At 42.7% G+C, this 23,074-nt stretch carries 19 protein-coding genes and 1 tRNA gene; 15 read left to right on the top strand and 5 right to left on the bottom strand.

Features of this window, described 5'->3' with window-relative positions; translation table 11 throughout:
• Window positions 1–74: 74 nt before the first annotated feature.
• Complete coding sequence (locus VLA57_RS05320) at window positions 75–1,625, bottom strand: alanine/glycine:cation symporter family protein (RefSeq protein WP_333954500.1); 1,551 nt, start codon at window positions 1,623–1,625, stop codon at window positions 75–77.
• A gap of 969 nt (window positions 1,626–2,594) precedes the next feature.
• Here VLA57_RS05320 and VLA57_RS05315 point away from each other — a divergent pair.
• The 4 genes from VLA57_RS05315 to VLA57_RS05300 all read left to right on the top strand — a co-directional run bounded on the left by VLA57_RS05315 (window position 2,595) and on the right by VLA57_RS05300 (window position 6,342).
• Window positions 2,595–3,227, top strand: a complete 633-nt coding sequence (locus VLA57_RS05315; protein ID WP_020442783.1) for a LemA family protein — start codon at window positions 2,595–2,597, stop codon at window positions 3,225–3,227.
• A gap of 260 nt (window positions 3,228–3,487) precedes the next feature.
• Window positions 3,488–4,636, top strand: a complete 1,149-nt coding sequence (locus VLA57_RS05310; protein WP_333954499.1) for a TPM domain-containing protein — start codon at window positions 3,488–3,490, stop codon at window positions 4,634–4,636.
• A gap of 91 nt (window positions 4,637–4,727) precedes the next feature.
• Window positions 4,728–5,252 carry a TPM domain-containing protein gene (locus VLA57_RS05305; RefSeq protein WP_020442785.1) on the top strand — a complete coding sequence of 175 codons (525 nt, stop codon included), beginning with the start codon at window positions 4,728–4,730 and terminating at the stop codon, window positions 5,250–5,252.
• A gap of 91 nt (window positions 5,253–5,343) precedes the next feature.
• Complete coding sequence (locus tag VLA57_RS05300) at window positions 5,344–6,342, top strand: adenosine deaminase (protein WP_333954498.1); 999 nt, start codon at window positions 5,344–5,346, stop codon at window positions 6,340–6,342.
• A gap of 16 nt (window positions 6,343–6,358) precedes the next feature.
• On the opposite strand, the gene VLA57_RS05295 is transcribed toward VLA57_RS05300, so the two are convergent.
• Window positions 6,359–7,159, bottom strand: a complete 801-nt coding sequence (locus tag VLA57_RS05295) for an NAD-dependent deacylase (RefSeq protein ID WP_333954497.1) — start codon at window positions 7,157–7,159, stop codon at window positions 6,359–6,361.
• Between the two features lie 35 nt (window positions 7,160–7,194).
• Here VLA57_RS05295 and VLA57_RS05290 point away from each other — a divergent pair, with 35 nt between their 5' ends.
• Window positions 7,195–7,554, top strand: coding sequence for a hypothetical protein (locus VLA57_RS05290; RefSeq protein ID WP_333954496.1), 360 nt, complete (start codon window positions 7,195–7,197; stop codon window positions 7,552–7,554).
• Window positions 7,555–7,745: 191 nt separating this feature from the next.
• Here VLA57_RS05290 and VLA57_RS05285 read toward each other — a convergent pair.
• Window positions 7,746–7,822: transfer RNA gene (locus VLA57_RS05285), tRNA-Arg, on the bottom strand.
• A gap of 298 nt (window positions 7,823–8,120) precedes the next feature.
• Here VLA57_RS05285 and VLA57_RS05280 point away from each other — a divergent pair.
• From VLA57_RS05280 to queF, 4 genes are all read left to right on the top strand, one after another.
• Window positions 8,121–8,798: a c-type cytochrome gene (locus VLA57_RS05280; protein WP_011512827.1), complete on the top strand. Its 678-nt coding sequence runs from the start codon at window positions 8,121–8,123 to the stop codon at window positions 8,796–8,798.
• A 239-nt stretch (window positions 8,799–9,037) separates the two neighbouring features.
• Window positions 9,038–9,985: an ABC transporter ATP-binding protein gene (locus tag VLA57_RS05275; RefSeq protein ID WP_011512828.1), complete on the top strand. Its 948-nt coding sequence runs from the start codon at window positions 9,038–9,040 to the stop codon at window positions 9,983–9,985.
• Between the two features lie 179 nt (window positions 9,986–10,164).
• Window positions 10,165–10,938, top strand: coding sequence for an ABC transporter permease (locus VLA57_RS05270; RefSeq protein WP_011512829.1), 774 nt, complete (start codon window positions 10,165–10,167; stop codon window positions 10,936–10,938).
• Between the two features lie 114 nt (window positions 10,939–11,052).
• The gene (gene queF, locus VLA57_RS05265; RefSeq protein ID WP_011512830.1) at window positions 11,053–11,910 is read left to right on the top strand and encodes an NADPH-dependent 7-cyano-7-deazaguanine reductase QueF; all 858 of its coding nucleotides are present in this window, start codon (window positions 11,053–11,055) and stop codon (window positions 11,908–11,910) included.
• Window positions 11,911–12,014: 104 nt separating this feature from the next.
• On the opposite strand, the gene VLA57_RS05260 is transcribed toward queF, so the two are convergent.
• A complete protein-coding gene (locus VLA57_RS05260) occupies window positions 12,015–13,733 on the bottom strand; it encodes a proline--tRNA ligase (protein WP_011512831.1) in 1,719 nt (572 codons plus the stop codon).
• A gap of 684 nt (window positions 13,734–14,417) precedes the next feature.
• On the opposite strand from VLA57_RS05260, the gene VLA57_RS05255 reads away from it, so the two are divergent.
• Window positions 14,418–15,185, top strand: coding sequence for a DUF4230 domain-containing protein (locus tag VLA57_RS05255; RefSeq protein WP_011512832.1), 768 nt, complete (start codon window positions 14,418–14,420; stop codon window positions 15,183–15,185).
• Window positions 15,186–15,494: 309 nt separating this feature from the next.
• On the opposite strand, the gene VLA57_RS05250 is transcribed toward VLA57_RS05255, so the two are convergent.
• Window positions 15,495–17,120, bottom strand: coding sequence for a cryptochrome/photolyase family protein (locus VLA57_RS05250; protein WP_333954495.1), 1,626 nt, complete (start codon window positions 17,118–17,120; stop codon window positions 15,495–15,497).
• 137 nt (window positions 17,121–17,257) lie between these two features.
• Between VLA57_RS05250 and VLA57_RS05245 the strand changes: the two genes are divergently transcribed.
• From VLA57_RS05245 to VLA57_RS05225, 5 genes are all read left to right on the top strand, one after another.
• Window positions 17,258–17,941, top strand: a complete 684-nt coding sequence (locus tag VLA57_RS05245; protein ID WP_011512834.1) for a phosphoribosylanthranilate isomerase — start codon at window positions 17,258–17,260, stop codon at window positions 17,939–17,941.
• A 180-nt stretch (window positions 17,942–18,121) separates the two neighbouring features.
• A complete protein-coding gene (gene trpB / locus VLA57_RS05240) occupies window positions 18,122–19,324 on the top strand; it encodes a tryptophan synthase subunit beta (RefSeq protein WP_181210862.1) in 1,203 nt (400 codons plus the stop codon).
• A gap of 114 nt (window positions 19,325–19,438) precedes the next feature.
• Window positions 19,439–20,257 carry a tryptophan synthase subunit alpha gene (trpA, locus tag VLA57_RS05235; protein ID WP_011512836.1) on the top strand — a complete coding sequence of 273 codons (819 nt, stop codon included), beginning with the start codon at window positions 19,439–19,441 and terminating at the stop codon, window positions 20,255–20,257.
• Between the two features lie 262 nt (window positions 20,258–20,519).
• Window positions 20,520–21,473 (top strand): acetyl-CoA carboxylase, carboxyltransferase subunit beta, encoded by a 954-nt coding sequence (gene accD / locus VLA57_RS05230; RefSeq protein WP_333954494.1) that lies wholly within the window; start codon window positions 20,520–20,522, stop codon window positions 21,471–21,473.
• Window positions 21,474–21,700: 227 nt separating this feature from the next.
• Window positions 21,701–23,074, top strand: coding sequence for a bifunctional folylpolyglutamate synthase/dihydrofolate synthase (locus VLA57_RS05225; protein WP_333954492.1), 1,374 nt, complete (start codon window positions 21,701–21,703; stop codon window positions 23,072–23,074).

Here is a 23,074-nt window from a genome sequence, read left to right as displayed (position 1 = left end):
CATACAAAAAAGCCCAAGACAATGGTCTCGGGCTTTTTTAATAACTGGCTAGTAGGCAAATACTTTACAGAGGATTAACGATGCTCTTTATTTAAAGGATCTTGTGCCGCTATTCTTTGTTGTTCTTTTAGATGACGCTCTTCCCAATAAGGCGCGTTTTTGATACCGAATTTTGCAGGGTCAAATGTATAGCGTGTTACACCTGCTTTAAGCTGTGCTTCATAGTCTTTAAGCATGGTAAGCGTCGGACGAGCCACAAAGAAGATAACAAGAATACCAACAATATTGAGCCAAGCCATGAGGCCAACACCGATATCACCAATTGCCCAGATGTAACCAGCTGAGTTTAGAGCACCGTAAGCAACCATTACCATGATTAAGATTTTTACTAAGAACAAACCTGTCTTATTTGCACCGCGCCCGATAAAGCGAGTCAAGTAAGCAACGTTCACTTCAGCGATGTAGTAGTAAGCCAAGATAGTGGTAAAGGCAAAGAAGAATACAGCGACTGCAATAAAGACATTACCAGTAGTACCATATACTGATTCCATTGCCATTTGGGTAAAGGCAGGCGAATTGATTTCAGTAGTAGCGGCTACATTTTGCAGAATGAACTGACCTTCTGGCAAAGTACCCTGAATATTGTACATACCAGTAGACAGGATCATAAAAGCAGTAGCAGAACAAACCAGTAGTGTATCAACATATACTGAGAATGCCTGTACTAGACCCTGCTGTGATGGATGCTGAACTTCAGCAGCAGCAGCAGCGTGAGGACCTGTACCTTGACCGGCTTCGTTAGAATAAATACCACGTTTTACACCCCAACCGATAGCAGCACCAAAGCCAGCTTGCGCCGTAAAGGCATCACTAATGATCAAACCAAATATATCTGGGATCAAACTGAAGTTGCTGAACATGATAATTAAAGCTAAGACAATATAACCGACTGCCATGAAAGGAACCGCATACTCGGTAAACGTTGCGATACGCTTGATACCACCAAAAATGATGATACCTAGTACGACTAAGATGATGGCTAAGCCGATCAGACGCATAGAGCCGATTTCTAGGCCTGCAACGTTCATAGTAGTACCTTCACCCATAAGTTGCGTGAAAGCACTAAGAACGCCATTTGCCTGTACACCTGGTAAGAACATACCACAAGCTAAGATAGAAGCGATTGCGAAGAGGATACCGTACCATTTTTGACCAAGTGCGCGCTCAAAATAGTAAGCAGGGCCACCGCGATATTCGCCAGTGATGACGTCTCTTTCTTTATAAATCTGTGCCAGCGTAGATTCAACGTAAGCAGTAGAAGCTCCTAAGAACGCCACAACCCACATCCAAAATACGGCACCAGGACCACCGAAACCGATAGCCGCAGCTACCCCTGCGATGTTACCCATACCCACACGCCCAGCTAAGGCTACTGCCAGGGCTTGGAATGAAGAGATACCATCTGCACTGGATTTACCAGTGAATAGTAGTCTGACCATTTCACCGAATAAACGTACTTGTACAAAGCGCGTCATGATGGAATAAAATAGACCTGCGCCCAAGCATAAGTAAATTAATGCAGGGCTCCAAATAATTCCGTTTACTAAATTGACTAAACCTTCCATATATCTATTCCTTCAACTGTCTCAAAATGACTATATATGAGGATGCATAGAGTGAGTTAACGGTTTAATATCCTTATTAAAGCCAACCACTCAAATTATCTGCATGTACTTAAAACAATGATTTAAGCTTCATATGTACATAGTCACCAAGAATGGACTGTAGTTGTCTGTGTTTATCCGCTTGGTTTATTATCAAAGTTTGGCTGTATTTGCTCATCTCTTGATAGCACTTATATATGAGTATCAATCGATTGACGATGGTTGCCATATTTTTACTGTCTCTTTACTTTGGTAATCCGTCATCCTGCCATAAACATAAACGCTGTTATAAATAAACCAGTGGATAAAACAGGCGGTTATAATTGTAAATACCCATCATCGCGATGGTATTCAGCTTACTATGAGCAGTATCGGCTAAGTACAATTGCGTAATAGAGTCATAAAGCGATGATTTATCTGTCTATTAATCCTTTTAAAGGATAAATAAACGAATCGCTAGTACTATGAAGAAAATAAGTCCACTACCAAATGTATGCAAACCGTACAGCTACGTAACTGCAATTTGCCATATTTTTTACCCAATTACTAGAAATTTCTTCTTAGCGGCAGCCATATATATGTTATGACAAGCTTTATTATGACAACAAGTACCGTAGAATATGGCATAAGGTCGATTTATCTCAATTTGGATGATTTTTCAATAATTCATGATAAGTCAGGTTATATAGATACATAGTCAAAACAGAGTGAGAGATTATGCTACAAGTCGTTGCTTGCGGTTGTGTTTTGGTAACGATGAATTGTAAAAAAAGCGTTATAGCGCCATTATTAGCACAACATATTGTAGGCTACAAAATATAAGCTTATATAGTCATAGTATTGAAGTCAGTATCAAAAAAAGCAGTCAAAAGTCATTTTAAAATTTTGTTATCAGTTGTTTGATATTTATCATTATTAGGAGAATCCACAATGACCCGTAAATCCATTGTAAAACCCATCTTGCTATCAGCTGTATTAGCCACGTCTACTGTCGGCTTGACAGGTTGTGGTTATAATAATCTTCAGGCTCAAGATGAGCAAGTGACGGCTTCGTGGTCAGAGGTGGTCAACCAATATCAACGTCGCTCGGATTTGGTGCCAAACTTGGTAAAAGTAGTACAGCAGTATGCCAAGCAAGAGCAGGAAGTCTTTACGCAAGTGGCTGAAGCCCGCTCACGCGCTGGTGGTATCACCGTAACGCCAGAAGTACTCAATGATCCTGAAGCGATGGAGCGTTATGCGGCGGCGCAAGAACAGATGACGGGTGCACTATCACGTTTGATGGCAGTGTCTGAGCGTTATCCTGAACTGAAATCTGATGCGCTGTTCCAAGATTTGCAAGCGCAATTAGAAGGTACTGAGAACCGTATCGCCGTCGCTCGTAACCGCTATATCCAAGAGGTGCAGGGCTACAATACGACTGTACGTCAATTCCCAACCAATATTACGGCAAAAGTATTTGGGATGAGTGCTAAACCAAACTTTAGCGTCGCGAACGAAAAAGAGATTTCTACTGCACCAAGCGTGGATTTTGACAATGGCGACTCAAAGACGGCTCAATAGCAGCAAATCAATAATGATGAATCATGCGTTTATTTCACGCCGGTATGCTTCATCTATTAAACGAATTGTGTAGCCGTCTTAGCGTTTCTTACTGGTATGAATAGGTTGCGTCTAATATTAAATATAAGCGTCTCTTAAAGCCTATTTATATCGTTAAGCCATTAAAAACAGGTAGAGCATCAAGTACTGATTAAATACTTACTGATTGCCGCTCTACCTATTAATTTAGTAAAGATCTGACTTGAGGTGGTATACAGTTAATGACTCATTTAAAAACACCCCTAGCAGCGTTGTTATTCGCCCTTACTATTGGTAGCGCGTCTACATTGTATGCGGCGCCTGATGACAGTACGCTTGCTGCCGATAGCACCACGCAAAATCGCAGTGTGGAAGACTTAGTGGCTATTGCAAAAGCCGCTGAATCCAATGAAGCTATTAATGATGCTGTTTTAGGCAATGAGGCGATTAACGAAACCATACTCGGTAATGAAGCTATCAATCCTAATGCATCCAATAATGAGGGCGTGGCAGAGGCAAATGCGACCAAACGTCCCCCTGTTAAATCAACTGCTGACAGTGTCGATGCAGACAAACTGATTTTAAACAATCCTGTCATCGACCAAGCTAATATCTTAAACCCACAAGAGAAGCAGCGCTTAGAAGCACAGCTACGTACAATTTATCAGCAAGGTTTGGCACAAGCAGCAGTGGTGATTGTCCCAACTACCAATGGCATGCCTATCTTTGATTATGCCTTGCAAGTTGCTGAAAAATGGCAGCTGGGTAGTAAAGACATCGATGATGGTTTGCTTGTGGTTGTCGCTGTCAATGACCGTGATATGTATATATTGACAGGTTATGGACTCGAAGGTGTACTGCCAGATGCGGCGGTCAATCGCATCATTCGAGAGGATATTACCCCGTTATTTAAGCAAAATAATTATGGCGCAGGGATATTGGCAGGCGTAACAGCCTTACAAAGTCGTTTATCTGCTGATCCTGAAGTGCTTGCTCGTGCCGATGCGCAGGCAGCTGAACGTACTACCCAACAAGGCTCAGACGAGCTGCCATCTCCTATTTTTCTATTCATCATGGCGATGATATTTGGTAGCTTTATTACCAGTATATTTGGTCGAGTATTCGGTTCTGTACTGACGGCCGGTGGTTTTGTTGCAGGCTCACTAGCATTGGGCGGTGGTCTATTTATGACCATCATTATGGCGATATTTTTATGGCTGTTCTTGATTTCACGCGGTGGCGGTAAAGGCGGGTCTGGCGGCGGTAAAGGAGGTAGAGGCGGTGGTATGATATTCCTACCGGGTATGGGCGGTGGCGGTGGCTTCGGCGGCGGCGGTTTTGGTGGTGGCGGTGGCGGTTTTGGTGGTGGCGGCGCTGGCGGTTCTTGGTAAGCATTAGCCCGTTGTTTTTCAGTGGCTTCATAGCCGCCTAGTAAAGACACTAAATAACCATTAGTAATGACGTACTTGAGGAAATAGTATCATGGCAGAGAATAACGCTTCAAAATCCAGCTTTGCCCGCTGGTGGCGCCAAGTCTTATTTATCCCCGTTTTGCATAGTAAATGGTTGACGCCCGCGGCAAAAGCTCGGTTGACAGAGCGGGTGACACTTGCTGAGCAAGGTCACCGCGGCGAGGTATTTTTGATCGTAGAAAATCATTTGCCTATTCAAGAGGCCTATCATAGCGACTGCCGTGACCGTGCGATTGATTTATTTAGTGAGTATCGAGTGTGGGATACTGAAGAAAACACTGGTGTGCTGATATACGTCAATGTTTGCGAGCATAAGCTTGAAATCGTCGCTGATCGTGGTATCAGTGCCCATGTTAGCCCAACAGTTTGGCGCGCAATGTGTGACAAAGCGGTAGTCGGTATTGCCAATCAGAAGACAGAAGAAAGCTTGACTGAATTGCTAGATGAGGTTGGTCAAGTACTGCGCCAGTATTATCATCTGGAGCAAAACCCATCAGGTAATGAGTTGTCTGATACGGTGGTTTTTTTAAAATAAACCCTGACGGCCATCAGCATGAAAGATTACACTAAACACTTATCGCTATATTTAATAAATAACCGATATACAACGCCAATACTGGAATATTATGATTGATCTAATAAAAAGACTGCCAAAAGCAGAACTGCATTTACATATTGAAGGCTCGCTCGAGCCTGAGCTTATGTTTAGATTGGCAAAAAAGAACCAGATAGAGATTCCTTATAAAGACATAGAGGATGTGCGTAATGCTTATAACTTTACCAATCTGCAGACGTTTTTAGACATCTATTATGCCGGTGCCAATGTCTTGATTACGCAGGATGATTTCTACGATTTGACATGGGAGTATATTCTCAAATGTGTCGAAGACAATGTCATTCATACAGAGATATTTTTTGATCCGCAGACGCATACGGCAAGAGGCGTGGCGTTTGAGACAGTCATAACAGGCATCAAACGTGCACTGGCTGATGCCAAAGCAAAATATGGTATTACCTCTTGTATTATCATGTGCTTTTTACGGCATTTATCACAAGAAGAAGCGTTTGAGACGTTAGAGCAAGCATTGCCATTTAAAGACGATATTATCGGTGTCGGTTTAGATTCTTCAGAATTAGGCAATCCGCCATCGAAGTTTATAGAGGTATTTAAAAAGGCAAAAGAGGAAGGCTTTAAGTTGGTTGCCCATGCTGGCGAAGAAGCGGATTTCTCTTACATTTATGAAGCGTTAGATTTATTGGATATCAGTAGAATCGACCATGGCGTGCAATCTATCAAAAGCGCTGAGCTGATGCAGCGTCTAAAAGATGAGCAGATGCCGCTCACCGTGTGCCCGAATTCTAATATCGAGTTGAGAGTATTTGACAACTATAAAGAGCACAACATCAAAGAGCTGCTAGATTATGGTCTAAATATCACTGTCAACTCAGATGACCCTGCTTATTTTAAAGGCTATATCAACCAAAACTTCATTAATATCAGTGAGAATTTGCCACTGACAGAAGATGATATTATCACCTTGGTAAAAAATTCTTTTAGATCGTCGTTTATCAGTGATGAGCTAAAGCAGCAGTATTTAGACAAAGTAGATCAAGCGGTAGGCTAATGGGATGCCAGTTATATCATAGAACGCCTATTCTTTTTACTAACTCTGGCAGGATGACACCAGCTTTTGCTGCCAGAGTAATATCGACTAGCGTATTTGGTGTCGGATAAGGATTTATCTCGATAATTTTGGCACCGTTATGTTTTGCCAGTTGTGCCAGTCCGGCAGCGGGATAGACGAGGCTGGAAGTACCGATACTAATAAATACATCACAACTCGCGGCAGCTTCCTCTGCTGTCTGCCATGCCCGCATCGGTAACGACTCTCCAAACCACACAATATCAGGTCTGATATAACCATCACAATGCTGGCAAGTCACTAGAGCTTCCTCAAAGTTAATGCTATTCTCGCTGTCATAAGCGCCTTTTAATTGGATTGTATAAGGTGTCTGACATTGACTGCATCGGTTACGCCATAGATTGCCATGCAGGTGGGTAACAGCGCTACCTGCTTGCTCATGCAAATCATCAACATTTTGAGTAATGAGGGTTAGTTGCTGATTAGTCGATTGACTGTGATACTGCCACTGTGCCAATGCTGTATGGGCAGGATTGGGTTTTTTACTAGCCACGAGCTGTCTGCGCCATTGATACCATGACCAAACCAGCTTTGGATCGCGAGTGAAGGCATCTGGTGTCGCCAAGTCCTCCGCGCGATAATTTTCCCACAAGCCAGTTTGCTTATCACGAAAAGTCGGAATGCCGCTTTCTGCTGAAATCCCTGCGCCAGTTAAAAGGCAAATATGCTGTTTCGATTCTAATAGTTCAGCAGCACGCTCTACTTCTGCTATTAACGCTGATGATAATTCTGCTAACATAAGCTAACCCTTGCTAATAATGGATATCCTTTCTTATGATAGACGGAATTTGGTGGCTTGTCATATTGACGGCAGTTATCGTTGGATTATGGTTTTTTGCAAAATCACGTGCACCAAATAACTTACATGATATAAAGTCAAGAGATAAGAAAAAACCGATAAATGACGCCTTACAAAAGACGGCGGAGATGATTAAGCAGTATTTTCCTGATTATCGAGTGACACGAAAGGGCAGTCATTTGCTCGTTACTCGACAAAATATAAAAATCGCGATGATTACGATCGACCCCAAGCTTGCTGCCAGTCAACGCCGTTTGGGTGATATACCAGTGATTAATTATCAGCGTGTGCCTAGCCGTGCGCAACTAGATGCCAATTTGCAAGAGGCAGAGTAGATTGGTACGAATATTTAACTAGGAGAAGTAACACTCCGTCATAAGTCAGCATAAAATGGAGTTAACAACAATATATACAACATTTTATAGGTACTAACAGACGAGCTTATTAATGATAAAAACTTCAAGGTTTTGTTTTAAATGGTTTTATAGATTTGAGGTAGTGCTGAGAAATGGCGAAATACGATGATTGGTGCGCTCGGCGGGAATCGAACCCACGACCCTCGGCTTCGGAGACCGATACTCTATCCAACTGAGCTACGAGCGCAAAAGTGCCTAAAAATAAAGACCGCTTAGTCTAACAAATAAAAGTCATAAAGCCAATGAATGAAGCCCGCTATTGAGGTTTTTTAAGAAAAAACAGCATAGTCCGCAAACAGGCATGGCAATCTACCCGTCTTTTCCCTTATAATGTCAGGGAGAATCCATATTTATAATCACCGATTACAAGTGCGCTCGCATGCGGGATGGCTGTTTGCTATTGACAACGGTTTGTTGTCAAAGGAGGACAGACAGAATGTCTAAGTCATGCTGACCCTTGTATACGTAATAAGAGAACGTGACGAATGAGAAAAGTAGTTATGTTATCGGCAGCTGCCATTCTAGGAATCGCTAGTATCGCTGTGAGCCAAGCTGAAAGTGCTATAGATACACCCGTTACTATATCTGCTGTCGCAGAAGGCAAAGAGGTTGTCGAAAATGCCCCTCAAAAGCTAGGTGATGAGCCTCAAGCGGCGGCTGACACCACGGATGGCGCTGCTTCTGCTGATGCAACTGCACAAGCAGACGCGACAGCAACAGATGCACCAGCCGAGGCAACTGCGGCAGCCGCACCAGCTGCTGTCGAAGAGCCAATTCCACAAGATACGCCGCAAGTACAAAAATTGATTGCGTTATATCCAAATCTGATTGCTCGTATTCAGCCTGTTGCCAAAATATGTTTTGAAGAAGATGAAGTTTGTGACGTGACGGCTCGTTCTGCTGGTCCAGCTGCAGGCGATGGTCCTCGTGATGGTAAAGCAGTCTATAACGCGGTATGCCAAACTTGTCATGCGTCAGGACTGCTTGGCTCTCCTAAGTTAGGTGATGCGGGTGCTTGGGGACCTCGTATAGCAAAAGGTAAAGATACCCTATATACCCATGCTATCAATGGTTTCAATGCTATGCCTGCCAAAGGCGGCGCAGATATTCCTGATGAAGAAGTGCAAAATGCCGTTGATTATATGGTTGGTGAAGCCAGCTAGTTTTTATTGCTAAGGTACTTTAATATCGCACTTTAAAAGGCAATAAATAAAAAGCATCTATCTCATAGTGAGGTAGGTGCTTTTTTATATATGATTGATAGGACTCATGTCGTCGTTATAATATTCCACCGTTGAAATAGCTTCCCTTCAGCCTCACATTAATACACTACAGCAACGATTATAAGAATTGGCATGCTGATACAGCATTTTTTAGATTAATCATTCATAAAGAGGTATTCATGTCTGAAGTACCAGCACTATCGATTCAGAATTTATCCAAAACTTATAGCAACGGATTTTCGGCATTAAAAGATGTCAGTCTTACGGTTCCGCAAGGGGGATTTTTTGCGTTACTGGGACCAAATGGTGCTGGTAAGTCAACGATGATTGGTATCATTAGCTCGCTCTTTAAACCAACAGCGGGTAGTGTCCATATCTTTGGTACGGACTTGTTATCTGATCCCTCAAAAGCCAAGCAATTTTTGGGCGTAGTACCGCAAGAGTTTAACTTTAATCAGTTTGAAAAAGTTGAAGATATTCTTATTACTCAAGCAGGCTATTTTGGCATTGCAGCAAAGGAAGCAAAACCGCGTGCAGAGAAGTTGCTCAAAGCTTTGGGACTTTGGGACAAACGTGACAGCAAATCGCGTGAGCTCTCAGGTGGTATGAAGCGTCGATTGATGATTGCACGGGCGCTCATACATAAGCCACGTCTATTAATATTGGATGAACCGACTGCTGGTGTAGATATTGAGCTACGCCGCTCAATGTGGGAGTTTATGGAGCAGATTAATATTGAGGAAAACACCACCATTATTTTAACTACGCATTATCTTGAAGAAGCTGAGCAGCTGTGTAAGCGTATCGCGATTTTGGATCACGGTGAAATTCGTATCAATACTGAAATGAAAGACTTGCTTGCGCAGTTATCGGTTGAGACTTTTGTCTTTGATGTGGCGACTCCGTTAACACATCAAATAGTATTAACTGGTGTGACGGATGTCGTGCAGCCGGATGATTTGACGATTGAGGTGACATTGACAGAAGGTGAGTCGTTAAATGGTGTCTTTACTCAATTGTCTGAGCAAGGTATTACGGTCGCGAGTATGCGTAATAAAGCCAACCGCTTAGAAGAGCTGTTTATGCGTCTGGTAGATAAAAGCCTACATGAACCTTTAAGCTCGTAGCTCTTTAGCATTAGCTACCTTTGAAAGTTGGGCTTTATAACAAATTTTTATGAATAATAAGACCGTATTAATAAGTCTTCATTCAACATGTATATTAAATAGAATAATCAGATAGGCAACTCTGTTTACACTAGAGACTATTTACTCTAGCAAGCATAGGCGCTTAGGAGAGATACCGCATGAACTTTGCACAACGCTGGATTGCATTTCGCACTATTTTGGTTAAAGAAGTGCGCCGGATTCTACGTATTTGGCCGCAGACGTTATTGCCGCCAGTCATTACCATGAGCCTGTATTTTGTCATCTTTGGTAAGATGATTGGACCACGTGTGGGTGAAATGGGCGGTGTGCCGTATATGCAATTTATCGTGCCTGGTTTGATTATGATGGCAATCATCACTAACAGCTATTCTAATGTGGTCTCAAGCTTTTTTAGTGCCAAATTCACCGCCAGTATTGAGGAGCTTTTGGTCTCGCCCGTATCAAAACATGCTATTTTGATGGGCTATATCAGCGGTGGTATTTTCCGCGGATTAGCGATTGGTATCATTGTCTCGATCGTGGCGCTGTTCTTTACTGATTTGGGTATTGAGCATTTATTTGTGACCATATTTACTGTCCTTGGCACCTCTATTCTGTTTTCATTGGGCGGCTTTATTAATGCTGTATTTGCCCGCTCTTTTGATGATATCTCCATTATTCCAAGTTTTGTATTAACGCCGTTGACATATCTTGGCGGGGTGTTCTACTCGATGGAAAACTTATCACCATTTTGGCAAAATATCTCATTATTGAACCCAATCGTTTATATGGTCAACTCATTCCGCTACGGGATTTTGGGCTATTCTGACGTCAATGTCTGGTATTCAATGGGTGCTATTTTTGCTTTTTGTGCGATATTTTATACCATTGCCTATCGACTATTAAGTGACGGCTCGCGCGTACGTCTGTAGGAAGAATAAGGTTTATATAAATCTTTCATCCCGTTCGAGCACTTGAACTGGTTAATAATCTTACTAAAACTTTAAATGTTATTTAATTTCAATCATTACTATTAGGAAATACCAATGAGTATCCACGGTATCTTGGGTGAACAAACCACTGATTATCCAACTGAGTATAGTCCAGAGACGTTATATCCGATTGCTCGTAGTATGGGGCGAGAGGTCATTGGTTGGCAGGATGATAAGCTAGAGGTAGGTTTCGATTGGTGGCAGGCATTTGAGCTGTCATGGTTAAATGAGCAAGGTATATCGCAGGTTGCGATAGCACGCTTTGGCATTCCGGCAAGCTCGCCATTTATTGTTGAATCAAAGTCATTGAAGCTTTATCTAAATAGTATCAACTTTACTGAATTTGGTAGTTTGGAAACAGTACAAACGCTGATAGCGAAAGATTTGTCGAAATGCGTACAAGCTGAAGTTAATGTTGAATTGTTTGACTTAGAGGATGAGCATTCAGGGCTATTGATCGCTCAGCCTGATGGCATTTGTATTGATGATGCACTAGCGGACAGTACTGAGAAAGTAGCATTAACGCTGCATCCTGATGCGTCATTATTAGAACGTAATACAAGTGATGCTAAAATATCAGAGGGTAAAACTTTTAGCTTTTATTCTAATCTATTACGTAGTAATTGTCCGGTGACCAATCAGCCAGATTGGGGGACATTGGCAGTTTCGATAACCAGTAATAAGCCAGTTAATAACGCAAATATGCTGCGTTATATATTAAGTTTCCGTCAGCATAATGGCTTTCATGAGCAATGTGTCGAGCAGATATTTGCTGATTTGAGTCAATACTATGAGCCAAGTGAGCTCATGGTTCGTGCTTGGTATACACGTCGAGGTGGTATTGATATCAATCCTTGTCGTGTCAGCGATATTGCATTATTGCCTGTGCCTAGTCGTTTGATTCGTCAATAATAAAAGCATTATGAATGGTTTTTAAATAAACCTCTAAGAATAAAAAAGCGCCTATCTCATATACTGAGATAGGCGCTTTTTATGGTACTAATTTTATCGTTGCACTATTTACCGCTGACTTTAGCAATTACTTCATCACGGCTAAGTAGTTGCTTTTCACTATCACGGCGATTAACGTATTCGTACTTGTCTTCTGCCAAGTTACGGTCAGATACTACGATACGATGCGGAATCCCAATCAGCTCAAGGTCAGCAAACTTCACGCCTGGGCGTTCATTACGGTCATCAAGCAATACATTGATACCAAGAGCTTTTAGCTCCTCGTACAATGCCGTTGCTGTTTCCATAACGGTGTCTTCTTTTGATTTCATTGGCACGATAGCGACTTCAAAAGGTGCTAAAGAATCACTAATATCTGGTGTTGATGGCCACATAATGCCGTTTTCATCGTTGTTTTGCTCAATAGCAGCAGCGATAATACGGCTGACGCCAATACCGTAACAACCCATCATCAAAGTGACCGGCTTGCCATCTTCGCCTGATACCGTGCAGTTCATCGCTTGTGAGTACTTATCACCCAACTGGAAGATATGACCGACTTCGATACCACGTTTGATCTGTAGCGTACCTTTACCATCAGGAGAAGGATCGCCTTCGTGTACATTGCGAATATCAACAATACGGGTGATATGCGCGTCACGCTCCCAATTCATACCTGTCGTGTGCTTGTTAATTTCATTGGCGCCAGAGACAAAGTCGGACAATGCCGCTGCTGCACGATCTACAAAGACGGGCATATTAAGCTCAACGCCGATATAGCCTTTATGCAGACCAGCGGCTTTTAGCTCTTCTTCCGTTGCCATCATTAAAGGGACATTGGCTTCTTCAATTTTTTCGGCTTTTATGGTGTTTAGTGTATGGTCGCCGCGTAATACCACAGCGATAAGCTGTGGCTCACCTTCTGGTGTATGACCTTGCACAATCAATGTTTTGACAGTTGTAGCAAGCGGAACGTTTAAGTGCTCAGCAACGGCTTCACAGGTTGGCATATTGACGGTATCAATATTCTCGCGAGCCATCGTTGCAGGCTGGCGTTCTGCCATACTCACAGATTCTGCAAGCTCGACGTTGGCAGCATACTCAGACGAATCAGAGAAAGCAATATCATCTTCGCCGCTGTCTGCTAGGACATGAAACTCGTGTGAGGCAAAGCCGCCGATTGAGCCAGTATCTGCTTGTACAGCACGGAAATCAAGACCTAAGCGCGTGAATATGCGCGTATAAGCGTCATACATCTCATCATACGTCTTTGCCAGTGATGCTTGGTCAACGTGGAAGGAATAAGCATCTTTCATGGTAAATTCGCGTGCGCGCATCACACCAAAGCGTGGACGAATCTCATCACGGAACTTATTTTGAATTTGAAAAAAAGTAATCGGTAATTGCTTATAACTGCGCAGCTCGCCTTGGGCAAGATTGGTGATGACTTCTTCGTGCGTCGGTCCCAATACAAAATCGCGGTCATGACGGTCTTTAAAGCGTAGTAGCTCAGGACCATAGTCGTTAAAACGTCCGGTCAGCTGCCAAAGTTCAGCAGGCTGAGTCATCGGCATAAGCACTTCTTGAGCGCCGATATTTTGCATCTCTTCGCGAACGATACGCTCGACTTTTTGCAATACGCGCAAACCCATTGGCAACCAGATATATAATCCAGAAGCGATTTTGCGAATCAGACCGGCTCTAACCATTAATTGGCTTGAAGCGATATCTGCATCACTGGGTGTTTCTTTTAGCGTGGCAAATAAAAATTGACTGGCTTTCATAAATAAAGCGGAACCTTATCGACGATAAAATAAATAAGAAATAGTAGGATGTTGAGCGTGTGGTTTGATAGCCGACGCAAGATTACCTGTTATTACTTGGTAATAGTGTAGGACATGCCCTAGCTAGAAAGCACTACAACAGACAGTACGCTAGTGAGCAGTGCGTTCGTAAACAGCATTTAAAAAAGGATATAACATATTATTTTGTATAAAAATATCAGACTTCATCGAGCACTGTTTTTAGCATAAAGCTCGAAAAATACCTGTATACCGATATTTTAAGCATACAACCTGACTATGTTAGGTAAAGTTCGCCTAAGACGCAATGACTTTTTGTTTTTTCAGAGCGAAGGTTACTTAAAGGGCTGAATGAGACAGCTATAACTCGATTATTTACCAGTTCTAAATGTATTTATAGCAAATAAAAAGAAGTTTTTTGAAGATGACATCATGAGTGATTATGTAGGGTATTGGTAGTCATTACTTGAAGTTGCTGCTTAAAAATAGCATTTATTATTTAGTACGTGATTTTTTGTGTAGTTCCAATGATAGGTATAGTGAATTCAGCATTAAAAAAATTCATCCCAGTTCCGCGTTGGAATATAACGTATCTGTTCTATTTGGAATAGACTATAGTTATAAAAATAATCGATAAAATTATGATAAAACCATAAAGGTGTTTATATGAACAGTTCTGATAATCGAAATCCTCTTGATACGACTGATTCAAAAGCGAAAAAATCTATCGCTATGATGTCGTGGATCGTATTGCTTGCTAGTCTCGCAGCCGTCATTTTCGCTATCTATACTGTGCAGAATATTACCAAAGAAGAGCCCATAGAAACCATCACTCGTGAGGGTGTGGTGACACAAATTCAGAAGTTGAATCGTTTGGAGACGGTGGCATTCAGCGTTGATACGGTGATTACTAGTCAGCGTTCAGGCAGTTGGATGAAGCTATGGCAAGACGAGCAAAAGGCGCTATTTATTGCTCGTGGTCGCGTAGAGGCGGGCATTGACTTGAGCGCATTGACACCTGAGATGGTACAAGTGATACAGCCTACCGAGTCGGAAGTAAATGATGCTGAAAACGCTGATGTTAATGCCTCCGTTTCTATTATGCCCCAAATTAATATTACGCTGCCGCCATCAGAGATATTTTCAGTCTATCTAGATGATATCGAGATTTACGATTGGCAAACGGGGGCTTTTGGTATGATGCAAGTCGATCCAAAAATTCTAAAACAAGCACAAAGCATGGCAAAAGCCGAGGTGCTTGAACGTGCTTGCCGCGGTGATGTCATGACAATGGCGTTAGATAACGCGCAAACTCAGTTACAGCAGTTATTTGCATTAACTGGCGCAGTAGTGACGGTCACCACGCAAGGTGCTGGCTCGTGTCAAATGCCGTTAGTCGCTTCAGCATCGGCGACTGCTACGGTTAACAAATAACCAAACCAATTCTCAGCAGATAATGGTTGTATAGTGAGTTTATTACGAAAGTGTTATAGCGCTATTGGTATGAATTTTGCGCAGCCTCTGGGAACGCAGCACGCCAGTAAAATTTATACCAATAGCGCGTTTAAATGTTCATAACATTTTTATTTTTATCTGACTATATAGTCAGGGAAAAGTAATATCGATACATCAAGTACTGCTGATATTCATTTTTCTTGCTTGCTGTGCCTACGCAGACAGAGGCTGCAGAAAATTTATACCAGCAGCACTGTAGCGTTTTTTGAGATATTTTAACTATAGATATTACTCTTTTTTAAATTCAGCAATCGCTAATTGTCGTGCCAGTTTATGCTCAACGATTGGCACAGGATAATCAATATCTGCAAAGGTACCATTCTTACTCAGAGCCTTGCGCATTTTATCCTCTCTATGCAAAATGCTGGTAGGAATCGGTTTTAATTCAGGCAGCCAAGTCTTAATGAATATTCCCTCAGTATCATGGCTTTTAGCTTGGCTAAAGGGATTCATAATACGAAAATAGGGCGCAGAATCTGTACCTGTTGATGCGCTCCACTGCCAGCCACCATTATTAGACGCAAAGTCACCGTCTATCAGCTGTTGCATAAAGTAACGCTCACCCCAGCGCCAATCAATCAATAAATCTTTGGTCAAAAACATCGCGGTAACCATGCGCAAGCGATTGTGCATAAAGCCTGTCGCATTAAGGCAGCGCATCGCTGCATCGACTAATGGCACACCCGTTTTGCCCTCACGCCATGCTGCAAAAGCATCTTCATCATATGACCAGTTGATTTTCTTATCAGTCTCATATTTATAAGCTTGATGGCGGATAAGCTCAGGTTTATAGTCTAAAACATGGCGATAAAAATCTCGCCAAGCCAGCTCGCTTATCCAGCGGTTGATGTCGTTATTGTCACCGCTGTCAAAGTTGTCACCATCATTTCTACGTAATTTCCCTAGTGCCTGAGTAGCTTGTAAGTAGCAAAGTCTGGGACTGATTGCGCCAATAGTAAGATAGGTTGATAATTGACTGGTCGCCTGTAAGCTCGGCACATCACGGCTCACATCATAGTTATCGATATCATCCGCGATAAAGTGCTCTAATCGATGACAGGCTTCCGCTTCGCCAGCAGGATAAGCAAGGCGCGCTTGGCTAATTTGCTTGTCCGTATCTATATTTTGATAGGATTCATGAGTTTGTAGATATTCTTGATAGTCGTGGACAGTTTTTTTGCACAATGCTTCTATATCTTGAGTAGTGTTTGCACTGTGTTCTGATAATGTTAAATTAACTTGTTTATTATCTATGATGGCAAGTGCTGTATGAATTTGTATGTCACTAACCTCCAAGGTATGCCGCCATTTTTTATAAAATGGGGTAAACACTTGATACATGCTGTCATCATTGGTAGTGATACTTTTCGGTGGTAAGATACATTGGTCATGCCAGCGGATAAACTCAATTTCGTTGTTTGCAAGTTGTTTGGTTAACAGTTCATCCCGCGCAACCTCATTACCTTCGTACTCATGATTTGCCATTACGCAGCTGATATTATTTGACTCACATAATGCGCTCAACGTAACTATACAATCAGTAAAACTAGGGCAGACCTGCACGGTTAAAATGATGTTCAACTGATGCAGTTTTTCTGCGAGGATAGGAAGTGTTCGCGCAATATGATCAAGCTGTGTAAGCGACATGTCATGTGCCTGCCACTGCTCAGGGGTAAGAAAAAATACCGCGCTGAGCTGAGCATTGTCTTCGTTTGCACGCTCACAAATGGCAGCCAAAGCAGTATTGTCATGAACGCGTAGATCACGGCGAAACCACATGAGATAATGAAACTGATGACTATCCTCGACTTTGTTGTGTGAATTATTTTTTATCGCTACCGCCGTTTTAGACATTCATCTATTCCCATATTAATCAATCGCAATCATAAACAAAACTATGAATAAAAGTATGCTAGGATAAGTTTTTGGATGCAATTGATTTGCTCCTTTATTAACAAATCATCATATTCAGTCTTTCGCAAGGTTACCTCATGCACGTTAAGTTTTGTGGATTTACTCAACTTGATGATATTAAAGCTGCTGTTAAACTCAATGCGGACGCCATTGGCTTTGTATTTTATCCGCCAAGTCCTCGTGCGGTTACAATCGAGCAGGCGCAAATATTGAGTGCTGCAGTACCGGCTTTTATCAGTGTGGTGGCTTTGGTCGTCAATATGCCTGAAGATGAGCTTATTGAACTGGCAAATCATGTCTCTTTTGATATTATCCAATTTCATGGCGATGAAACGCCCGAGCAGTGCCGTCAGCTGGCAAATCTCGTCAATAAACGTTGGATTAAAGCGTTGCGTGTCAATACTGAACAGGATGCGCTTGAGAGTGTGAATATGCAAATTGACAGTTTTGCCGCAGCAGGCGCAAGCAGCATTTTACTAGATGCCTACCATCAGCATAAGTATGGCGGTACAGGCGCACGCTTTGACTGGAGTCTGATACCGAATGACAGCTCACTACCGATTATCTTAGCCGGTGGACTTGATGCCGATAATGTCGCTGCCACTTATGACTTACCAATTTATGCCGTTGATGTCAGCGGTGGGATTGAGTCTGATAAAGGCAAAAAAGACGTTGGCAAAATGCATGCCTTTATGAAATCAGTCAAACGCGACCGATGGCAAAACGAGACGCTTAGCGAATCTTCGAATATAAGTAGTTAGCTTTACTGCTGTCAAATTGCCAAAGCAAACTATGTAAACAGTTTTCCCTATAGTTTTTCTAAAAAACAGATATCCTAAAAAATACCACTTATTACAGTAGGAATTACCATGAGTCATGTCGCTAACAAAGATGTATCTGCCACCGCACACGCTATTAATAGCTTTACTAATCCAGAAAGCGTGCAAGATTTTAACCAGTATCCTGATGCGCGAGGACATTTTGGCGTCCACGGCGGACGCTTTGTCTCTGAAACCTTGATGGCAGCGTTAGAAGAGCTAGAAACGTTATATAACACAGTCAAAAAAGACCCTGCATTTTGGGAAGAATATCACAATGATTTGGTCAACTATGTTGGACGCCCAACGCCTCTCTATCATGCCAAGCGTCTAAGTGATGAGATTGGCGGTGCGCAGATTTACTTTAAGCGTGAAGATCTTAATCATACTGGCGCGCATAAGGTCAATAATACTATTGGTCAAGCGCTCCTTGCCAAAATGAGTGGCAAAAAACGTATTATTGCAGAAACTGGAGCAGGGCAACATGGCGTTGCGACGGCGACGATTGCCGCGCGTTTGGGACTAGAGTGTATCGTTTATATGGGCGCGGACGATGTTGAGCGTCAAAAGATGAACGTCTATCGTATGCGTTTACTTGGTGCGACAGTTGTGCCGGTAACATCTGGCTCACGTACTCTCAAAGATGCGATGAATGAAGCCATGCGTGATTGGGTTACCAATGTGGATAGCACATATTATATTATTGGTACGGTTGCAGGTCCGCATCCTTATCCGTTACTCGTACGCGACTTCCAAGCAATTATTGGTAAAGAAGCGCGTGTGCAACATCTGCAAATGACGGGTAAATTACCAGATGCGCTAGTCGCTTGTGTTGGCGGCGGCTCAAATGCCATTGGTCTATTCTTTGACTTCTTAAATGATAATGACGTTAAAATGTATGGCGTGGAAGCAACAGGTGATGGTATTGAGACGGGTCGTCATTCTGCACCATTAGCTGCTGGTCGTATTGGTGTATTACACGGTAACCGTACTTACTTGATGGCCGATGATGAAGGTCAAATCCAAGAAACCCATTCTATCTCAGCTGGTCTTGATTACCCTGGTGTTGGTCCTGAGCATAGCTTCTTAAAAGATATGAAGCGTGTTGAATATGTTGGTTGTACCGATAAGGAGTCGTTAGAAGGTTTCCATGAAGTCACGCGTAAAGAAGGCATCATTCCGGCGCTTGAATCTGCTCATGCGGTTGCTTATGCACTAAAGCTGGCTAAAACGATGACGCCTGATCAAACCATTATCGTCAATATGTCTGGTCGCGGTGATAAAGATTTGCATTCGGTGATGAAGGCAGAAGGGATTGAGCTTTAATAGCTACTTTTTAGTAACAACTGGATTATTCCTTGGAAGAAAAATTACTGATTTGACCCGTTATTATTAAATAAAGGGTCAAATGAGCCAGTTTATAATAATTAAGAGACCACTATGACCCGAATTGAAAGCACCTTTGAAACCCTAAAAGCACAAAATAAAAAAGCACTCATCCCTTATGTGATGGCAGGCGATCCCAATCCAAGCAACTTTGTTGGCTTGCTGCATGATTTAGTCAAGCATGGCGCAGATATGATTGAAGTGGGCTTACCATTTTCTGACCCAATGGCAGATGGTCCTACAGTAGCATTGGCAGGCGAGCGTGCATTAGCAGCGGGTACGAGCACTCGTGATGCACTAAAGATGGTCAAAGAGTTCCGTCAGCAAGATACGCAGACGCCAATTATCCTGATGGGTTACCTTAATCCAGTAGAGATTATCGGTTATGATAACTTTGTCTCTTTATGTGAGCAGTCAGGCGTCGATGGTATTTTGATGGTTGATTTGCCGCCAGCAGAAGCGGGTAGCTTTACCCAGCATTTGACTGAGCACGCGATGAATGAGATTTTCTTATTATCACCAACTACGCTGGCTGAACGTCGTCAGCAAGTATTGACCCATTGCGGTGGTTATATCTATTACGTGTCTTTAAAAGGCGTGACGGGTTCAGCAACGCTAGATACTGACGATGTTGCAAAGCAAGTACAAGCCATTAAAGCAGAGACGGATTTGCCAGTATGTGTGGGCTTTGGTATTCGTGATGCGACTTCTGCCAAAGCAATTGGTGCTCATGCGGATGGTATTATCGTCGGTAGTGCATTGGTACAGAACTTTGCTGATATCGATGCCAATGATATCACTGCAGTCGCTAATGCTCAGCAGAAAATTATGGCAAAAATGGATGAGTTACGCGGCGCACTCGATAGTTTATAAGCACCCGCTCAAACAGTTGGGCAAGTTATCGTCACAATATTTATGACAGTATTTATAACAATGTTTATAAAGACACAGGCAAATGGCTTTGCTAAAGTTAGTTTACGTGTGTAAACTAACATCACATATAAATGGTCACAGTTATGCATTAGCGTGCCTTATAATTGCTAAAGTCATGAGGATATGTGACGATTAAACTGATTCTTATAAATGGACTCTTACGGACAAGTGCACAAGTGAGCTTGCCAATAAGCCTTAGATAATGGCGAATAATATGACTGATACGATGACAAAACCTGATATAAATAACGATAGTACAAGCCTGCAGCAGAATGGCAATAAAGCTGGTCAATCATGGTTTGAGCGCCCGATTCCGGGTATCAAACAGCAATTAACGGCGCAATTGACCGCTGTAGAGACAGAGCCTTCTACAAAATGCAGCAGCTGCCATTCGATCATTACCAATACAGCGCTGATTTTTAACTGTTACGTGTGCCCGCATTGTGACCATCATTTGCCAATGAGTGCTCGTGAGCGCTTGAACTGGCTGCTTGATAAGGTAGAAGGCGAGCTTGGGCAAGAGTTTACTGCCAAAGACCCGTTAAAGTTTGTAGACAGTAAGCCGTATCCAAATCGCATGGCAGAAGCACAAGAAAAAACGAAAGAGAGTGAAGCGCTGATTGTGCTATATGGCAAATTACGCAATCTCGATATCGTAACTTGTGCCTTTGACTTTCGATTTATGGGTGGCTCTATGGGCTCGGTGGTTGGCGACCGTTTTGTTCAAGCTGCCGAAAAAGCCCTCGCAGACAGAGTACCTTTGGTCTGTTTCGCTGCCTCTGGTGGTGCGCGTATGCAAGAAGGCTTGCTATCATTGATGCAAATGGCAAGAACAGCAGCAGCAATCGAGCGTTTGAGAATTGCTGGCGTGCCATATATCGTGGTACTGACCAATCCTGTTTATGGCGGTGTGACCGCATCTCTTGCGATGCTTGGTGACATTCACTTAGCAGAACCAAAAGCTATGATTGGCTTTGCTGGTAAGCGTGTGATTGAACAGACAGTACGTGAGACACTAGAAGAGCCGTTTCAACGTGCAGAGTTTTTGCTAGAGCATGGTGTGGTTGACGAAGTGGTACATCGTCATCAAATGATTGATACCATTTATCGTCTGCTGGCGAAACTGTGTAGCGTACCCAATGTTGATGCTCAGTAGGTAGTAAAAATAAAAACACGTGGGTTAGATTCAAGCAGCTGTTTTATAATTTCGCTGCATAATGATCGAGCGGCGTGCTAATATCTGCCAAATATGTAAAACTAATGAATAGCATTTATCGTGAATAACGGTAAATGCTATTTTTGCTTTGTAGCAAGCTAGTCATACTGTTTTTATTTTTTTATAAGTTTTATCTTTTATCTCAAACTTTGATATAGGTTCTGTCCATGTCTGATTCTTTAGCGTCTCATAGCCCCAGTAATAGCCCTGACAACCAAGCCACCTTAACCGAATGGCTGAATTATATGCAGCAGATTCATGTCTCGGCGATAGATATGGGGCTGTCACGAGTACTGCCAGTTGCTGAGGCATTGGGAGTCGTACAATCAGCCAAAGATGACGCCTATGTATTTACGGTTGCAGGTACTAATGGCAAAGGCTCGACGACTGCGGTCATCGCGCAGATGTGCCAAGCCGCAGGATATAAAACTGCCTTATATCAATCGCCGCACTTGAGCGTCTTTAACGAGCGGGTACGGATCGATGGCGAGATGGTCAGCGATGAAACCCTGATTGCTGCCTTTAGCAAGGTAGAAGCGGCACGGTTGCAATGTGATTTAACATTGTCATTTTTTGAGATGACAACACTGGCAGCTTTGCTCATATTCTCTGAAGCGGATTGCGATGTTTGGGTGTTAGAAGTAGGGCTGGGCGGTCGCTTAGATGTGGTCAATATCATCGACCCTGATATGGCAGTGATTACCAATATTGCCATCGATCATGTTGATTGGTTGGGTGATAATGTGGAAGCCATCGGAGCGGAAAAAGCAGGTATTTTACGTGATGGGATTAGCGTCATTTACGGTGCTACAGAGATGCCAAATAGCGTACAGCAAGCGATAGATAAGCATCAGGCGACTTGTTATCAAGTCAGTAAAGAGTTCAGCTATTGTGAAAATAATTCGACTACGTGGCAATATAGCAATGCCGCTGTCACTCTGCAATTGCCTCGACCCGCACTGTCATTGACCAATACTGCCAATGCTCTGTCAGCAGTACTTGCAAGTCCCTTAGACGTCGATACCAATGCTATAGGGCAAGCGCTAAAAACAGTTAAGCTTGCCGGTCGCTTCGATTATCGTGAAGTCCATGAGCGTCATTGGCTATTTGATGTGGCGCATAATGATCAAGGCGTTGAGTTTTTATTGGCGCAATTATTACCGCTTTGGCAGCAGCATTTAACACAGCAAAGTACATCTGAACAAGTTAATCAAACTTCAGGTGAACCTGCTACCATTAAAATGTTGTTTTCTATGCTAGGTGATAAAGATATTAATAAAGTGGTGCAGCGTTTGACGACAGCAGGCTTACCAATCAGTGATTGGTTCATCGCTGAAATTGATTATCCACGTGCTGCCACTACGGATCATTTGCAAGGTATCTTAGCGAGCTATGTCGATGATGCTCAGATACATGAGTTTGCGCGTTTGCAAGAAGCCACTCATGCGATTATAAATGCCAGTCAGCCACAAGATTTGATTGTAGTCTGTGGCTCTTTTCATACGATTGGAGAGGCATTGTCTACGCTTGAAACGCGATAA

This window comes from Psychrobacter sp. S4(2024), assembly GCF_036861305.1.
GTDB classification, from domain to species: Bacteria; Pseudomonadota; Gammaproteobacteria; order Pseudomonadales; family Moraxellaceae; genus Psychrobacter; species Psychrobacter cryohalolentis.
Note: the sequence above shows the minus strand (reverse complement) of the source record. Positions and strands in the feature narration are given on the sequence as shown.

What these genes read in the sequence shown, in the direction of transcription:
- VLA57_RS05320 (WP_333954500.1), bottom strand. Translation starts at nt 1,625, where the DNA reads ATGGAAGGTTTAGTCAATTTAGTAAACGGAATTATTTGGAGCCCTGCA.
- VLA57_RS05315 (WP_020442783.1), top strand. Translation starts at nt 2,595, where the DNA reads ATGACCCGTAAATCCATTGTAAAACCCATCTTGCTATCAGCTGTATTA.
- VLA57_RS05310 (WP_333954499.1), top strand. Translation starts at nt 3,488, where the DNA reads ATGACTCATTTAAAAACACCCCTAGCAGCGTTGTTATTCGCCCTTACT.
- VLA57_RS05305 (WP_020442785.1), top strand. Translation starts at nt 4,728, where the DNA reads ATGGCAGAGAATAACGCTTCAAAATCCAGCTTTGCCCGCTGGTGGCGC.
- VLA57_RS05300 (WP_333954498.1), top strand. Translation starts at nt 5,344, where the DNA reads ATGATTGATCTAATAAAAAGACTGCCAAAAGCAGAACTGCATTTACAT.
- VLA57_RS05295 (WP_333954497.1), bottom strand. Translation starts at nt 7,159, where the DNA reads ATGTTAGCAGAATTATCATCAGCGTTAATAGCAGAAGTAGAGCGTGCT.
- VLA57_RS05290 (WP_333954496.1), top strand. Translation starts at nt 7,195, where the DNA reads ATGATAGACGGAATTTGGTGGCTTGTCATATTGACGGCAGTTATCGTT.
- VLA57_RS05280 (WP_011512827.1), top strand. Translation starts at nt 8,121, where the DNA reads ATGAGAAAAGTAGTTATGTTATCGGCAGCTGCCATTCTAGGAATCGCT.
- VLA57_RS05275 (WP_011512828.1), top strand. Translation starts at nt 9,038, where the DNA reads ATGTCTGAAGTACCAGCACTATCGATTCAGAATTTATCCAAAACTTAT.
- VLA57_RS05270 (WP_011512829.1), top strand. Translation starts at nt 10,165, where the DNA reads ATGAACTTTGCACAACGCTGGATTGCATTTCGCACTATTTTGGTTAAA.
- queF (WP_011512830.1), top strand. Translation starts at nt 11,053, where the DNA reads ATGAGTATCCACGGTATCTTGGGTGAACAAACCACTGATTATCCAACT.
- VLA57_RS05260 (WP_011512831.1), bottom strand. Translation starts at nt 13,733, where the DNA reads ATGAAAGCCAGTCAATTTTTATTTGCCACGCTAAAAGAAACACCCAGT.
- VLA57_RS05255 (WP_011512832.1), top strand. Translation starts at nt 14,418, where the DNA reads ATGAACAGTTCTGATAATCGAAATCCTCTTGATACGACTGATTCAAAA.
- VLA57_RS05250 (WP_333954495.1), bottom strand. Translation starts at nt 17,120, where the DNA reads ATGTCTAAAACGGCGGTAGCGATAAAAAATAATTCACACAACAAAGTC.
- VLA57_RS05245 (WP_011512834.1), top strand. Translation starts at nt 17,258, where the DNA reads ATGCACGTTAAGTTTTGTGGATTTACTCAACTTGATGATATTAAAGCT.
- trpA (WP_011512836.1), top strand. Translation starts at nt 19,439, where the DNA reads ATGACCCGAATTGAAAGCACCTTTGAAACCCTAAAAGCACAAAATAAA.
- accD (WP_333954494.1), top strand. Translation starts at nt 20,520, where the DNA reads ATGGCGAATAATATGACTGATACGATGACAAAACCTGATATAAATAAC.
- VLA57_RS05225 (WP_333954492.1), top strand. Translation starts at nt 21,701, where the DNA reads ATGTCTGATTCTTTAGCGTCTCATAGCCCCAGTAATAGCCCTGACAAC.